Source organism: Kocuria oceani (assembly GCF_029524215.1).
Lineage (GTDB): Bacteria > Actinomycetota > Actinomycetes > Actinomycetales > Micrococcaceae > Kocuria > Kocuria oceani.
This window is the reverse complement of the sequence record NZ_JARAMH010000020.1, coordinates 42293-54885: the sequence shown is the minus strand read 5'-3', so window position 1 is coordinate 54885 and position 12593 is coordinate 42293. Positions and strand designations below refer to the sequence as shown.

Below are 12593 nucleotides of genomic sequence, written 5' to 3'. Positions count from 1 at the left end.
CGGAACTACTGGGCGACCTGGGTGAACTCGAAGGCCTGGGGCTGCTGGGCACCGTGGGGGTGCTCCGGGCCGGCGTAGACCTTGAGCTTGGACATCTGCTGGGCGGCCAGCTTGTTCTTCGGAAGCATGCCACGGATGGCCTTCTCCACGGCGCGGACCGGGTTCTTCTCCAGCAGCTCGGCGTAGGAGGTGGACTTGAGTCCGCCCGGGTAGCCGGAGTGGCGGTAGGCCCGCTTCTTCTCGAGCTTGGAGCCGGTCAGGGCGACCTTCTCGGCGTTGATGATGATGACGAAATCACCGGCGTCCACGTGGGGAGCAAAGGTCGGCTTGTGCTTTCCGCGCAGCAGCGTTGCGGTCTGGCTGGCAAGACGACCCAGGACGACGTCGGTGGCATCGATGACGTGCCACTGGCGCTGAATGTCACCGGGCTTCGGGGTGTACGTACGCACGTTAGTTTGCCTTCGTTCGGGTTCTCTCGGTGGCGCTAGTTGGGATCACGCCGTTTCTCGGTGTGCCGTCCGGGGCTCGGGTGAGGGCCGAGCTGCATCCGGTGCCCGAGACCCCGGTGCACCGGAGCGCCATGCGTCCTGCAACTGGACGGCGGATCCGGGTACACGTGAACCGAGGCGGGACACGCACAACAGCACCCCACGTTACCGGATCGGACGGGCAAAGACCACTCCGCGGCATACACCCGGACGGTGCGGCGGTCAATCCCGGTGCAGGGGGTCCCGGAGGGCGCGGGTGCGCTCGGCCCGCTCCCCCAGTCCGGCGTCGCCCGGGTAGCGCACCTCCTCGAGGACGAGGGCGTGCGGGGGCGCCAGGAGCACCCGCGCGTCGCGCACCCGGTCCGCCAGGCGGCGGCCCAGCCAGTCCCGGCCCTCGCGCCCGGCGCCCACGCGGGCCGCGGCGCCGACGACGGAGCGGACCATGTGGTGGCAGAACGCGTCCGCCTCGATGCCGAGCACCACCAGGCCGTCCCGGTCCCGCTCGACGGACACGGCGAGGACCTCCCGCACCGTGGTGGCGCCCTCCCGCGGCCGGCAGAACGAGAGGAAGTCGTGCAGCCCGACCAGCTCCTGCACGGCGGCGGCCATCGCGCCGGCGTCCAGCTCGTCCTTGGTCCACCAGGTCAGGTGGCGGGTCAGCGGGTCGTGGCCCGCCGCGCCGTCGTCGATCCGGTAGCTGTAGCGGCGCGAGACGGCCGAGAACCGGGCGTCGAAGCCCGCCGGCGCGGCCGCGGCGCGGCGCACCACGACCGCCCCCGGGCTCTCCGGCAGGCCGCCCTCGCGGCGGCCGCGCCCCAGCACGTGGCCGAGCGCACCGGTGAGCCGGCGCTCGAGCGCGGCCCCGGGGTCCTCCCCGCGGCCGCGGGCGAGACCGCGCCACTCCTCCGGGGTGAGGTCCAGGTGCACCACCTGTCCGCGGGCGTGGACACCGGTGTCGGTCCGGCCCGCCACCACGACCCGCACCTCCCGGCGCACCAGCACGGCCAGGGCGTCCTCGAGGGAGCCCTGGACGGTGGGCAGCCCCGGCTGGCGGGCCCACCCGGCGAAGGGCGCTCCGTCGTAGGCCAGGTCGATCCGCACCCGCACGGGGGACTCGGTCATGGGCGTTCCTCTCGATCAGGGGGCGGCGGCAGGGCTCGCGCTCGGGCGTGCGGGGCCGGGCACGGCAACGCCGCCGGGGACCAGGTCCCCGGCGGCGTGCGCGGTGTTCGTCCGGACGGACCCGCTCAGCGCAGCTTCTGCGCGGCGGACCCGCCGGCCGGCTGGAAGCCGGCGGCCTCGGCGTTGGCCGGGGAGTCGAACCAGATCTCGGCGGTGGTGCCCGCGTACCAGCGCGAACCGGGCACGTGGTACTTCATCGAGTTCCGGTTGCCCTTGATCTCGAACCCCTCGGGGGCCTCGCCGGACTCCAGCGGGGCGTGCGAGCCGGGGAACTCCGCCTCGGTGTTCTCGGCGGCGACCTCCGCGGCCTGCTCGGAGCCGACCTCGGGGGCCTGCTCCTCGGCGGGGATCTCCTCGGCGGCGACCTCGGCGGCGGTGCTGTCGGCCGGGGTGTCCACCGGGGCGGCGGGCGCCGGGGCGGCCTTCGCGGTGGCGCGCTCGGCCTCGGCCACGGTGGCCTTGGTCGCGACGGGCTCCATCACGAGCTCGATGACGGCCATGGGGGCGTTGTCGCCCTTGCGGTTGCCGATCTTGGTGATGCGGGTGTAGCCGCCGTTGCGGTCCTCCATCGCCGAGGCGATGGTGGTGAACAGCTCGTGCACCACGGACTTGTCGGTCAGCTGCGCGAGCACGCGCCGGCGGGCGGCCAGGTCACCGCGCTTGGCGAAGGTGATCAGCCGCTCGGCGTAGGGACGCATCCGCTTCGCCTTGGTGACGGTGGTGGTGATGCGCTTGTGCTCGAACAGCTGCTGGGACAGGTTCGCCAGCATCAGGCGCTCGTGGGCGGGTCCGCCTCCGAGGCGGGGTCCCTTGGTGGGAGTAGGCATGGTTGTTGATCTCCTGGAAGTTCGTCCCGCCCGGGCCGGGCGGCCGGTGGGACCTCAGCGGGAAGGACTAGTGGTCGTCGTCGTCGAACGGGTTCTCGTCGTCGATCGCGGCGGCGCGAGCGGCGAGGTCGAAGCCGGGGGGCGAGTCCTTGAGGGACAGGCCGAGGTCGACGAGCTTGGCCTTCACCTCGTCGATCGACTTGGCGCCGAAGTTGCGGATGTCCATCAGGTCCGCCTCGGAGCGGCCCACGAGCTCACCCACGGTGTGGATGCCCTCGCGCTTGAGGCAGTTGTAGGACCGCACGGTGAGCTCGAGGTCCTCGATGGGCAGCGCCATGTCGGCGGCCATCGCGGCGTCGGTCGGCGAGGGGCCGATCTCGATGCCCTCGGCGGCCGTGTTGAGCTCGCGGGCCAGACCGAACAGCTCGACCAGGGTGGTGCCGGCGGAGGCCACGGCGTCACGCGGGGTGATGGCCTCCTTGGTCTCCACGTCCAGCACCAGCTTGTCGAAGTCGGTGCGCTGCTCCACGCGGGTGGCCTCCACGCGGAAGGTCACCTTGAGCACCGGCGAGTAGATGGAGTCGACCGGGATGCGGCCGATCTCCGCGTCGCCCGCCTTGTTCTGGGCGGCCGAGACGTAGCCGCGGCCGCGCTCGATGGTCAGCTCGAGCTCGAGCTGGCCCTTCGCGTTGAGCGTGGCGATGTGCAGGTCCGGGTTGTGGATCTCCACGCCGGCCGGGGCCGTGATGTCCGCGGCGGTCACGACGCCCGGGCCCTGCTTGCGCAGGTAGGCGACGACGGGCTCGTCCTGCTCCGAGGACACGGCGAGCTTCTTGACGTTGAGGATGATCTCGGTGACGTCCTCCTTCACGCCCTCCACGGTGGAGAACTCGTGGAGCACCCCGTCGAGCCGGATGCTGGTCACGGCAGCACCGGGGATGGAGGAGAGCAGCGTGCGGCGGAGGGAGTTGCCGAGGGTGTAGCCGAAGCCGGGCTCGAGCGGTTCGATCACGAAGCGGGACCGGTTGTCGGCCACGACCTCTTCGGAGAGGGTGGGGCGCTGTGCGATGAGCACTGATGTTTCCTTTCAGCGGGCATCCGCTATATGACGCGCGCAAATGGTGGAAAACAGTTGATGGGTGCGGACCGGTGCCCGGTCCTTCAGTCGGCGTGCCCATCGGGACCCCGGCGGGGTCCCGATGGGCACGCTCGCATCAGACGCGGCGGCGCTTCGGCGGGCGGCAACCGTTGTGCGCGCTCGGGGTGACGTCCGAGATGGAGCCGACCTCGAGGCCGGTGGCCTGCAGGGAGCGGATGGCGGTCTCGCGCCCGGAGCCCGGGCCCTTGACGAACACGTCGACCTTGCGCACGCCGTGCTCCTGCGCGCGCTTGGCGGCGGCCTCGGCGGCCATCTGGGCGGCGAACGGGGTGGACTTGCGCGAGCCCTTGAACCCCATCTCCCCGGCGGAGGACCAGGAGAGGACGGCGCCGGTGGGGTCGGTGATGGTGACGATGGTGTTGTTGAACGTCGACTTGATGTGGGCCTGGCCCTGGGTGACGTTCTTCTTGTCCTTGCGGCGGGGCTTGCGGGCAGCCGCTGCGCGAGTCTTCGGGGGCATGGATGTCTCCTACAAAGTTTTCAGGAAGGGCGGTGAAGAGTGGTGGTGGGCCGCTCGGGGGACCGTGGGGTCCCGGCGTGCGAGCGGCAGCCGGCTACTTCTTCTTGCCGGCGACCGTGCGCTTGGGACCCTTGCGGGTGCGGGCGTTGGTCTTGGTGCGCTGGCCGTGCACCGGCAGGCCGCGGCGGTGCCGGATGCCCTGGTAGCTGCCGATCTCGACCTTGCGGCGGATGTCGGCGGCCACCTCGCGGCGGAGGTCACCCTCAACCTTGTAGTTGTCCTCGATGTAGTCGCGCAGCTCCACGAGCTGGGCATCGGTGAGCTCGCGCACGCGCAGGTCGCCCGAGACGCCGGTGGCGCCCAGGGTTGCCAGCGCGCGGGTGCGGCCCACGCCGTAGATGTAGGTGAGCGCGACTTCCAGCCGCTTCTCACGGGGAAGGTCGACGCCTGCGAGACGAGCCATATCGGCGGTTCTCCTTGTGCTGTTCCAGAGGTCTGGAGCATCGCTGTCCGGTCGGTGACGTCATGTTCGTCCGCCGGTCCCCGGCCTCTGTACCGGGGGCACCCGCCTGGATCTCTCCGGTCGGGAGCGGTGCCTTTCGTGGTTCCACTTGCGTGGGTGGTCGGGGCTGGTCAGCCCTGACGCTGTTTGTGGCGCGGGTTCTCGCAGATCACCATGACCCGCCCGTTGCGGCGGATCACCTTGCACTTGTCGCAGATCGGCTTCACGCTCGGTTGGACCTTCATCGCATTCCTTCGCGTCGTTCTCTCGAGTGGGTGCGGCCCGGACGGCCGCCGGTCCTACTTGTAGCGGTAGACGATACGACCGCGGGTGAGGTCGTACGGGCTCAGCTCCACCACCACGCGGTCCTCGGGGAGGATCCGGATGTAGTGCTGGCGCATCTTGCCGGAGATGTGGGCGAGGACCAGGTGACCGTTGTTCAGCTCAACGCGGAACATCGCGTTGGGCAGAGCCTCGACCACAGTGCCTTCGATCTCGATGACTCCGTCTTTCTTGGCCATATCCTCCGCTAACTTCAGGTGCCCCCCGCCGGGGCGGCGGGCAGGGTTTCGGGTGTACATCGTCGTTAAACGCCGCAGCGGACCTGTACGCGCGCACCATCACCGTTCGTGGTGCACGGTGAGGGTCGGCGGGGTCCGATGAGTGCGGAATCGCTGGAGCACAGACAACCAACAGAACACTCTACGTGATCGGGGGTGCCGCCCGCAACGCGGGAGGCACCCCCGGGGCCGCGCCGCCCGGGCCACGGCTCAGGGCACGGCTCGGACCACGACTCAGACCACGGCGGCGAGCTGCCCGCAGGCGCCGTCGATGTCCGAGCCGCGGGTGTCCCGCACGGTCGTGGGGATGCCGTGGGCGCGCAGGCGCTCCACGAAGTTCTGCTCCACGCCCGGCCGGGACGCGGTCCACTTGGAGCCGGGGGTCGGGTTGAGCGGGATGGGGTTCACGTGCACCCAGCCGGCCCCCCGGGCGTTGAGCTTCTCCCCCAGCAGGTCGGCCCGCCAGCCCTGGTCGTTGATGTCGCGGATCAGGGCGTACTCGATGGACACCCGCCGGCCGGTGACGTCGTAGTACTCGCGGGCGGCGTCGAGGGCCTCGTCCACCTTCCACCGGGTGTTGATCGGGATCAGGTCGTCGCGCAGCTCGTCGTCCGGGGCGTGCAGGGACAGGGCGAGCGTCACGGGCAGCTTCTCCCGGGTGAACTTCCGGATCCCGGGGACCAGGCCGACGGTGGACATGGTGATCCCGCGCGCGGAGATGCCGAGGCCCTCGGGCGAGGGGTCGATCAGCCGGTGCACGGCGCCCAGGGTGGCCTTGTAGTTGGCCAGGGCCTCCCCCATCCCCATGAACACGATGTTGGAGACGCGCAGCGGCTCCTGCTCGGCCCGGCCCACCTTGCCGCCGCGCAGCAGGCGCGCGCCCTGGACCACCTGCTCGACCATCTCGGCGGTCGAGAGGTTGCGGGTCAGCCCGGCCTGCCCGGTGGCGCAGAACGGGCAGTTCATCCCGCACCCGGCCTGCGAGGAGATGCACATCGTCACCCGGTTGGTGTAGCGCATCAGCACCGACTCCACCATCGCCCCGTCGAAGAGCCGGTGCACGCTCTTGAGCGTGGCGCCCTGGTCCGCCTCGAGCGTGCGCACGGAGGTGAGCAGCGTCGGCAGGGCCTGCGCCACCAGCTCCTCCCGCCCGGCCGCGGGCAGGTCGGTCATGTCCTCGGGGGCCGAGGCGAGCCGGTCGAAGTAGTGCCGGGAGAGCTGCCCCGCGCGGAACGGCTTGTGCCCGAGCTGCGTCAGGAACTCGCGGCGGCCCGCGAGGTCGAAGTCGGCGAGGTGCTTCGGCGGCTTGCCCCGGCGCGGCGCGGTGAAGGTCAGTTGGCCGGGTTTCGGGCGGACGGTGAGCTCGACGGGCGTCGCGGTCCGGCCGCCGGCCGGGCCGCTCTGCTGCGGTGCCTGGGTCACGGTGGTCTCCTCGGGGGGTCGTGGGTCGGTCTGCCGGGTCACGGGCGGTCCTCCGGGATCGGGACCGGGGTGACGCCGAGCGGCTCGAGCTCCGAGGCGCCGCCGTCCTCGGCCGTGAGCACCCAGATGCCGTCGGCGTGCAGGGCCACGGAGTGCTCCCACTGGCTGGAGCGGGCGCCGTCGGTGGTGACCACGGTCCAGTCGTCGTCGAGCACGCGGGTGCCGATCCCCCCGCGCACGAGCATCGGCTCGATGGCGAGGGCCATCCCCGGGCGCAGCCGGGGCCCGCGGTCGGTGCTGCGGAAGTTCAGGACGTCGGGGGCCATGTGCATCTTGGAGCCGATCCCGTGCCCCACGTACTCCTCCAGGATCCCGAACCGGTGCCCGGAGACCTGGCGGACGTGGTCCTCCACGGCCGCGCCGATGTCGCCGACGTGCGTGCCGCCGGCGACGGCGGCGATCCCGCGCCACATGGCCTGGCGGGTGACCTCGGACAGCTCCGCGTCGGCGGGGTCCGGGCGGCCGAGCAGCACGGTGCGCGCCGAGTCCCCGTGCCAGCCGTCGACGATCGCCCCGCCGTCCACGGAGAGGATGTCGCCCTCCTGCAGCACCTGCTCGCCGGGGATGCCGTGCACCACGACCTCGTTGACGGACACGCACACCGCGGCCGGGTAGCCGTAGTAGCCGAGGAAGTTGGAGCTCGCGCTGTGCTCCTCGAGCACGGAGCGGAACACGGCGTCGAGGGAGGCGGTGGTCACCCCGGGCACGGCGGCCGCCACGGCGGCGTCGAGGGCGCGCGAGGTCACCACCCCGGCGCGCTGCATGGTGCGCAGCTGGGCGTTGGTCTTGTACTCGATCCGGCGGCGGCCGAACATGCGGTGTTCCTTCCGGGCCGCTGCCCGAGGTCGGGTGCTCGCGGCGGTCGTGGGTTAAACGTGAGACCCCCGGGGGTGTCCGGGGGTGTCACGGAGTCGGCGGTGCGGGGCGTCCGGTCAGGACAGCTCCGCCAGGATCCGTGCGGTGACGTCCTCGACGCTGCCCAGCCCGTCGACCTCGCGGACGATCCCGCGCCGGTCGTAGAGGTCCACGACCGCGGCGGTCTCCGCGTCGTAGACGTCGAGGCGGTGCCGGATGACGTCCTCGGTGTCGTCCGTGCGGCCCTCCTTCTGCGCCCGGCCGAGGAGCCGCTGGACGAGCTCGTCGCGGTCGGCGGTCAGCTTGAGCACGGCGTCGAGCTCCTGGTCCAGCTCGGCCAGGATCGCGTCGAGCTCCTCCACCTGCGCGGCGTTGCGCGGGTAGCCGTCGAGCAGGAAGCCGTCCGCGGTGTCCGTCTCGGCCAGCCGGTCGCGCACCATCCGATTGGTCACCGAGTCCGGGACGAGGTCGCCGGCGTCGATGTAGCTCTTGGCCTCCTGGCCCAGGGCCGTCCGGCCCTTGATGTTGGCCCGGAAGATGTCACCGGTGGAGATGGCCGGCACGCCCAGCTTCTCCGAGATGCGCACCGCCTGGGTGCCCTTGCCTGCACCTGGGGGGCCGATGATGAGCATGCGGGTCATGAAGTCTCCTTGCGGTCGGGAATGGCTGCGGCCCCAGTCTACCGGGCACCCTCCCCGGGGACCGGGGCCGGGCTCAGCGCAGCAGGCCCTCGTAGTTGCGCTGCTGCAGCTGCGCCTCGATCTGCTTCACCGTGTCCAGGCCCACGCCCACCATGATCAGCAGGGAGGGCCCGCCGAACGGGAAGTTCTGGTTGGCGTCCACCAGCACGAGCGCCACCAGCGGGATCATGGACACGATGCCCAGGTAGAGGGCCCCCGGGAAGGTGATCCGGCTCAGCACGTACTGCAGGTACTTCTCCGTGGGCCGGCCCGCCCGGATGCCGGGGATGAAGCCGCCGTAGCGCTTCATGTTGTTGGAGACCTCCTCCGGGTTGAACGTGATCGACACGTAGAAGTACGTGAAGAACACGATCATCAGGAAGTACAGCACCATGTACACGGGGTGGTCCCCGGTGACGAGGTAGGTGTTGATCCAGTTGACCCAGCCGGGGATGTCGGAGCCGTCGTCCGGCATGCCGAACTGGGAGAGCATGCCGGGCAGCATCAGCATCGAGGACGCGAAGATGATGGGGATGACGCCGGCCATGTTGACCTTGAGCGGGATGTAGGTGGTGGTGCCGCCGATCGTGCGCCGGCCCACCATCCGCTTGGCGTACTGCACCCGCACCCGGCGCTGGGACTGCTCCACGAAGACCACGCAGGTGATCACCACGAGACCCACGGCCAGCACCGACAGGAACACGCCCCAGCCACGGGTGCGCAGGATCTCGCCGAGGGCGGAGGGGAAGGTCGCGGCGATCGAGGTGAAGATCAGCAGGGACATGCCGTTGCCCACGCCCTTCTCCGTGATCCGCTCCCCCAGCCACATGATGATCGCGGTGCCCGCGGTCATGGTGATGATCATGATGACGACCGTCAGGACCGTGTCGTTGGGGATGATCGGCAGCGGGCAGTCGCCCAGCAGGGCGCCCGAGCGGGCCAGGGAGACGATCGTGGTGGCGTTGAGCAGCGCCAGCCCGATCGTGAGGTAGCGGGTGTACTGGGTGAGCTGAGTCTGTCCCTGCGCGCCCTCCTCGTGCAGCTCCTGGAAGCGCGGGATGACCACGCGCAGCAGTTGCACGATGATGCTCGCGGTGATGTAGGGCATGACGCCGAGGGCGAAGACCGACAGCTGCAGCAGGGCGCCGCCGCTGAAGAGGTTCACCATGTCGTAGACCCCGCCGGTGGTGGTGCCCAGGGCCAGGCACTGCTGCACGTTGCCGTAGTCGACGCCCGGCGCCGGGATGAACGTGCCCAGGCGGTAGAGCACGATGAGGGCGAGGGTGAACCCCAGCTTGCGTCGCAGGTCGGGGGTTCGCAACGCCCGTCCGAAAGCGCTGAGCACATGTCCTCCTAGGAACTGGGTCCGACCGGCGTCCGGCCGCGGGGGTGGGGTGGGGCGGGAGCTCGGTCCTGCGGTCCGCGCGCGGGCGGGCACGGACGACTCCGGTCAGTCTAACGAACCCGCCGCGCCCGGGGCGGCCCGGCGCGCGCCGGGCCGCGGGGCGGCCAACGGCTCAGGCCCCGCCCACGCTCGCGTGGACGGGGCCTGCTCCGACGGTGCCGTGGGCCCGGGCGTGCCCGGGCCCACGGCGCGCGCTCACAGCGCGGTGGTGCTGCCGCCGGCGGCGGCGATCTTCTCGGCCGCGGAGCCGGAGAAGGCGTGCGCCTTCACGTCGACCGCGACGGCGATGTCGCCGGAGCCCAGCACCTTGACGGGCTGGTTCTTCCGGACCGCGCCGCGGGCCACGAGCGACTCCACGGTCACCTCGCCGCCCTCCGGGTAGAGCTCGGAGAGCTTGTCGAGGTTGACGACCTGGTACTCCACGCGGAACGGGTTCTTGAACCCGCGCAGCTTGGGCAGGCGCATGTGCAGCGGCAGCTGACCGCCCGCGAAGCCCGCCTTGACCTGGTACCGGGCACTGGTGCCCTTGGTGCCGCGGCCGGCGGTCTTGCCCTTGGAGCCCTCACCGCGACCCACGCGGGTCTTGGCGGTCTTCGCGCCCGGGGCCGGACGCAGGTGGTGCACCTTGAGCGCGTGCACCTTCTCGGTGCCCGGAGCGGTGCTCCGGGTGGTGTTCTCAGCAGTGTTCTCTGCCATGGTTACTTGGCCTCCTCGACCTTGACCAGGTGGGCGACGGTGTTGACCATGCCCGCGGTCACGCCGTCGGCCTTGCGGACCACGACGTTGCCCGGCCGCTTGAGGCCGAGGGACCGCAGGGTGTCACGCATGTTCTGCTTCTGGCCGACCACCGAGCGGATCTGCGTGATGCGCAGCTCCGCCCCGTCGGGCTGGATACGCTTGCCGGACATCAGGCACCTGCCTTCTGGATCGAGCGCAGCAGCGGACCGGGGACGACCTCGTCGATCGGCAGCCCACGACGGGCCGCGACGGCCGCCGGCTCCTCGAGCTGGCGGAGCGCCTCGATCGTTGCGTGCACGATGTTGATCTGGTTCGACGAGCCGAGGGACTTCGACAGCACGTCGTGGATGCCGGCGCACTCGAGCACGGCGCGGACCGGGCCACCGGCGATCACACCGGTACCGGGGGTCGCCGGGCGGAGCATGACGACGCCGGCAGCGGCCTCGCCCTGCACGCGGTGCGGGATGGTGCGGTCCTCGATGCGCGGGACGCGGAAGAAGTTCTTCTTCGCCTCCTCGACGCCCTTGGAGATCGCGGCCGGCACCTCCTTGGCCTTGCCGTAGCCGACACCGACCATGCCGTTGCCGTCGCCGACGACGACCAGGGCGGTGAAGCTGAAGCGACGACCGCCCTTGACGACCTTGGAGACGCGGTTGATGGTCACGACGCGCTCGAGGAACTTGTCCTTCTCCTCCTCGCGCCCGCCACGGCCGCCGCGGCCGCCGCGCTCGCCGCGGCCCCCGCGCTCACCGCGGCCGCCGCGCTCGCCACGGCCCCCGCGGTCGCCGCGGGAGTCCTGGGAGCGGTTGGCCTCGGTGGTCTGCTGGGCCCCGGTCGCCTCCGTGGAGGCAGTGCTCGCTTCGGTCACCTGGGTTTCCTTCTCGTTGTTCTGCTCGCTCACAGTGCCAGACCTCCTTCGCGGGCGCCGTCGGCGACAGCCGCCACGCGACCGTGGTACTTGTTGCCGCCGCGGTCGAACACGACGGCCTCGACACCGGCGGCCTTGGCGCGCTCGGCCACGAGCTCACCGACGCGCTTGGCCTTGGCGGTCTTGTCCGCCTCGGCACCGCGCAGGTCGGCCTCCATGGTGGACGCCGAGGCGACGGTGACACCCTTGGTGTCGTCGACGACCTGGACGAACACGTGGCGGGCCGAGCGGTTGACGACCAGGCGCGGGCGGGCGGCCGTGCCGGCCAGGTGCTTGCGCACCCGGACGTGGCGGCGGCTGCGCGCGGCGGCCTTGGACTTGCCCTTGATCTTCAGAGCCATGATTACTTACCAGCCTTTCCGGCCTTGCGGCGGATCTGCTCGCCGGCGTAGCGCACGCCCTTGCCCTTGTAGGGCTCGGGGGCGCGCAGCTTGCGGATCTTCGCGGCGACCTCGCCGACCTGCTGCTTGTCGATGCCGTTGACCGAGAGCTTGTTGACACCCTCGACGGTGAACGAGATGCCGTCCGGGGCCTTGAAGGTGATCGGGTGGCTGTAGCCGAGCGCGAACTCGAGGTCCTGGCCCTTGGCCTGCACGCGGTAACCGGTGCCGACGATCTCGATGCCCTTGGTGTAGCCCTGGGTGACGCCCTGGATCATGTTGGAGATCAGGGTGCGGGTGAGCCCGTGCAGCGAACGGGACTCGCGCTCGTCGTTGGGGCGGGTGACGGTGAGGGTGCTGTCCTCGAGCGCGACGGTGATCGGGCTGGCAACGGTGTGCTGCAGCTCGCCCTTGGCGCCCTTGACGGAGACGACGTTGCCGTCGATCTTGATCTCCACACCGGCCGGCACAGAGATGGGGAGACGTCCGATACGTGACATGTTCTCTTCCTTTCTGTTCCGGGTTACCAGACGTACGCGAGGACTTCGCCGCCCACGCCCTTCTTCGCGGCCTGCTTGTCGGTCAGCAGCCCGGAGGAGGTGGACAGGATGGCGATGCCCAGGCCGCCCAGGACCTTGGGGAGGTTGGTGGACTTGGCGTAGACGCGCAGGCCCGGCTTGGAGATGCGACGGACGCCCGCGATGGAGCGCTCCCGGTTGGGACCGAACTTCAGGGACAGCGTCAGGGTCTTGCCGACCTCGGCCGCCTCTTCCTTGTAGTCCGCGATGTAGCCCTCGGTCTTGAGGATGTCCGCGACCCGGGCCTTGAGCTTCGAGTACGGCATGCTCACGGAGTCGTGGTAGGCGGAGTTGGCGTTGCGCAGACGCGTCAGCATGTCCGCGACAGGATCTGTCATTGTCATTTGGGGGCACGTGCCCTTCCTCGTC

At 70.7% G+C, this 12593-nt stretch carries 18 protein-coding genes; all 18 read right to left on the bottom strand.

Translation table 11 applies throughout. The features are described 5' to 3' along the window. Positions 1 to 5 precede the first annotated feature (5 nt). Complete coding sequence (gene rplM / locus PU704_RS16975; RefSeq protein WP_075871103.1) at positions 6 to 449, bottom strand: 50S ribosomal protein L13; 444 nt, start codon at positions 447 to 449, stop codon at positions 6 to 8. 261 nt (positions 450 to 710) lie between these two features. Continuing rightward, positions 711 to 1610, bottom strand: coding sequence for a tRNA pseudouridine(38-40) synthase TruA (gene truA / locus PU704_RS16970; protein WP_277552116.1), 900 nt, complete (start codon positions 1608 to 1610; stop codon positions 711 to 713). Positions 1611 to 1735: 125 nt separating this feature from the next. After that, the gene (gene rplQ, locus PU704_RS16965) at positions 1736 to 2497 is read right to left on the bottom strand and encodes a 50S ribosomal protein L17, sunset domain variant (protein WP_047804307.1); all 762 of its coding nucleotides are present in this window, start codon (positions 2495 to 2497) and stop codon (positions 1736 to 1738) included. Between the two features lie 67 nt (positions 2498 to 2564). Further along, positions 2565 to 3572 carry a DNA-directed RNA polymerase subunit alpha gene (locus PU704_RS16960; protein WP_047804308.1) on the bottom strand — a complete coding sequence of 336 codons (1008 nt, stop codon included), beginning with the start codon at positions 3570 to 3572 and terminating at the stop codon, positions 2565 to 2567. 139 nt (positions 3573 to 3711) lie between these two features. Further along, complete coding sequence (rpsK, locus tag PU704_RS16955) at positions 3712 to 4116, bottom strand: 30S ribosomal protein S11 (protein ID WP_047804309.1); 405 nt, start codon at positions 4114 to 4116, stop codon at positions 3712 to 3714. Positions 4117 to 4210: 94 nt separating this feature from the next. Beyond that, positions 4211 to 4579, bottom strand: coding sequence for a 30S ribosomal protein S13 (rpsM, locus tag PU704_RS16950; RefSeq protein ID WP_277552115.1), 369 nt, complete (start codon positions 4577 to 4579; stop codon positions 4211 to 4213). 170 nt (positions 4580 to 4749) lie between these two features. Continuing rightward, entirely contained in the window at positions 4750 to 4863 is a 114-nt protein-coding gene (gene rpmJ / locus PU704_RS16945) for a 50S ribosomal protein L36 (RefSeq protein WP_017833320.1), read from the bottom strand. Between the two features lie 54 nt (positions 4864 to 4917). Then, positions 4918 to 5139, bottom strand: coding sequence for a translation initiation factor IF-1 (gene infA / locus PU704_RS16940; RefSeq protein WP_017833319.1), 222 nt, complete (start codon positions 5137 to 5139; stop codon positions 4918 to 4920). A gap of 273 nt (positions 5140 to 5412) precedes the next feature. Continuing rightward, entirely contained in the window at positions 5413 to 6600 is a 1188-nt protein-coding gene (gene rlmN / locus PU704_RS16935; RefSeq protein WP_047804322.1) for a dual-specificity RNA methyltransferase RlmN, read from the bottom strand. A gap of 38 nt (positions 6601 to 6638) precedes the next feature. Next, positions 6639 to 7475 (bottom strand): type I methionyl aminopeptidase, encoded by an 837-nt coding sequence (gene map / locus PU704_RS16930; RefSeq protein ID WP_075871100.1) that lies wholly within the window; start codon positions 7473 to 7475, stop codon positions 6639 to 6641. 117 nt (positions 7476 to 7592) lie between these two features. Next, a complete protein-coding gene (locus PU704_RS16925; RefSeq protein ID WP_047804312.1) occupies positions 7593 to 8156 on the bottom strand; it encodes an adenylate kinase in 564 nt (187 codons plus the stop codon). Positions 8157 to 8229: 73 nt separating this feature from the next. Then, the gene (gene secY / locus PU704_RS16920) at positions 8230 to 9540 is read right to left on the bottom strand and encodes a preprotein translocase subunit SecY (protein WP_047804313.1); all 1311 of its coding nucleotides are present in this window, start codon (positions 9538 to 9540) and stop codon (positions 8230 to 8232) included. Between the two features lie 255 nt (positions 9541 to 9795). Further along, on the bottom strand, positions 9796 to 10296 hold the full coding sequence (gene rplO / locus PU704_RS16915) for a 50S ribosomal protein L15 (RefSeq protein ID WP_277552114.1): 501 nt from the start codon (positions 10294 to 10296) through the stop codon (positions 9796 to 9798). A 2-nt stretch (positions 10297 to 10298) separates the two neighbouring features. Then, a complete protein-coding gene (gene rpmD / locus PU704_RS16910; RefSeq protein ID WP_047804314.1) occupies positions 10299 to 10508 on the bottom strand; it encodes a 50S ribosomal protein L30 in 210 nt (69 codons plus the stop codon). After that, positions 10508 to 11239, bottom strand: a complete 732-nt coding sequence (rpsE, locus tag PU704_RS16905) for a 30S ribosomal protein S5 (protein WP_047804315.1) — start codon at positions 11237 to 11239, stop codon at positions 10508 to 10510. Before rpsE ends, rpmD begins: the two co-directional genes overlap by 1 nt. Continuing rightward, positions 11236 to 11607, bottom strand: a complete 372-nt coding sequence (gene rplR / locus PU704_RS16900) for a 50S ribosomal protein L18 (RefSeq protein WP_062734952.1) — start codon at positions 11605 to 11607, stop codon at positions 11236 to 11238. Before rplR ends, rpsE begins: the two co-directional genes overlap by 4 nt. Positions 11608 to 11609: 2 nt before the next feature. Beyond that, complete coding sequence (gene rplF / locus PU704_RS16895) at positions 11610 to 12146, bottom strand: 50S ribosomal protein L6 (RefSeq protein ID WP_047804317.1); 537 nt, start codon at positions 12144 to 12146, stop codon at positions 11610 to 11612. 23 nt (positions 12147 to 12169) lie between these two features. Continuing rightward, positions 12170 to 12568, bottom strand: coding sequence for a 30S ribosomal protein S8 (gene rpsH / locus PU704_RS16890; RefSeq protein ID WP_047804318.1), 399 nt, complete (start codon positions 12566 to 12568; stop codon positions 12170 to 12172). Positions 12569 to 12593 lie beyond the last annotated feature (25 nt).

Bases quoted from the DNA above. Each gene is read 5' to 3' on its own strand.
- rplQ (WP_047804307.1), bottom strand. From the start codon at position 2,497: ATGCCTACTCCCACCAAGGGACCCCGCCTCGGAGGCGGACCCGCCCAC.
- rpmD (WP_047804314.1), bottom strand. From the start codon at position 10,508: ATGTCCGGCAAGCGTATCCAGCCCGACGGGGCGGAGCTGCGCATCACG.
- infA (WP_017833319.1), bottom strand. From the start codon at position 5,139: ATGGCCAAGAAAGACGGAGTCATCGAGATCGAAGGCACTGTGGTCGAG.
- rpsH (WP_047804318.1), bottom strand. From the start codon at position 12,568: ATGACAATGACAGATCCTGTCGCGGACATGCTGACGCGTCTGCGCAAC.
- rplF (WP_047804317.1), bottom strand. From the start codon at position 12,146: ATGTCACGTATCGGACGTCTCCCCATCTCTGTGCCGGCCGGTGTGGAG.
- rpsM (WP_277552115.1), bottom strand. From the start codon at position 4,579: ATGGCTCGTCTCGCAGGCGTCGACCTTCCCCGTGAGAAGCGGCTGGAA.
- rplO (WP_277552114.1), bottom strand. From the start codon at position 10,296: ATGGCAGAGAACACTGCTGAGAACACCACCCGGAGCACCGCTCCGGGC.
- truA (WP_277552116.1), bottom strand. From the start codon at position 1,610: ATGACCGAGTCCCCCGTGCGGGTGCGGATCGACCTGGCCTACGACGGA.
- PU704_RS16925 (WP_047804312.1), bottom strand. From the start codon at position 8,156: ATGACCCGCATGCTCATCATCGGCCCCCCAGGTGCAGGCAAGGGCACC.
- map (WP_075871100.1), bottom strand. From the start codon at position 7,475: ATGTTCGGCCGCCGCCGGATCGAGTACAAGACCAACGCCCAGCTGCGC.
- rpsK (WP_047804309.1), bottom strand. From the start codon at position 4,116: ATGCCCCCGAAGACTCGCGCAGCGGCTGCCCGCAAGCCCCGCCGCAAG.
- rpmJ (WP_017833320.1), bottom strand. From the start codon at position 4,863: ATGAAGGTCCAACCGAGCGTGAAGCCGATCTGCGACAAGTGCAAGGTG.
- rplR (WP_062734952.1), bottom strand. From the start codon at position 11,607: ATGGCTCTGAAGATCAAGGGCAAGTCCAAGGCCGCCGCGCGCAGCCGC.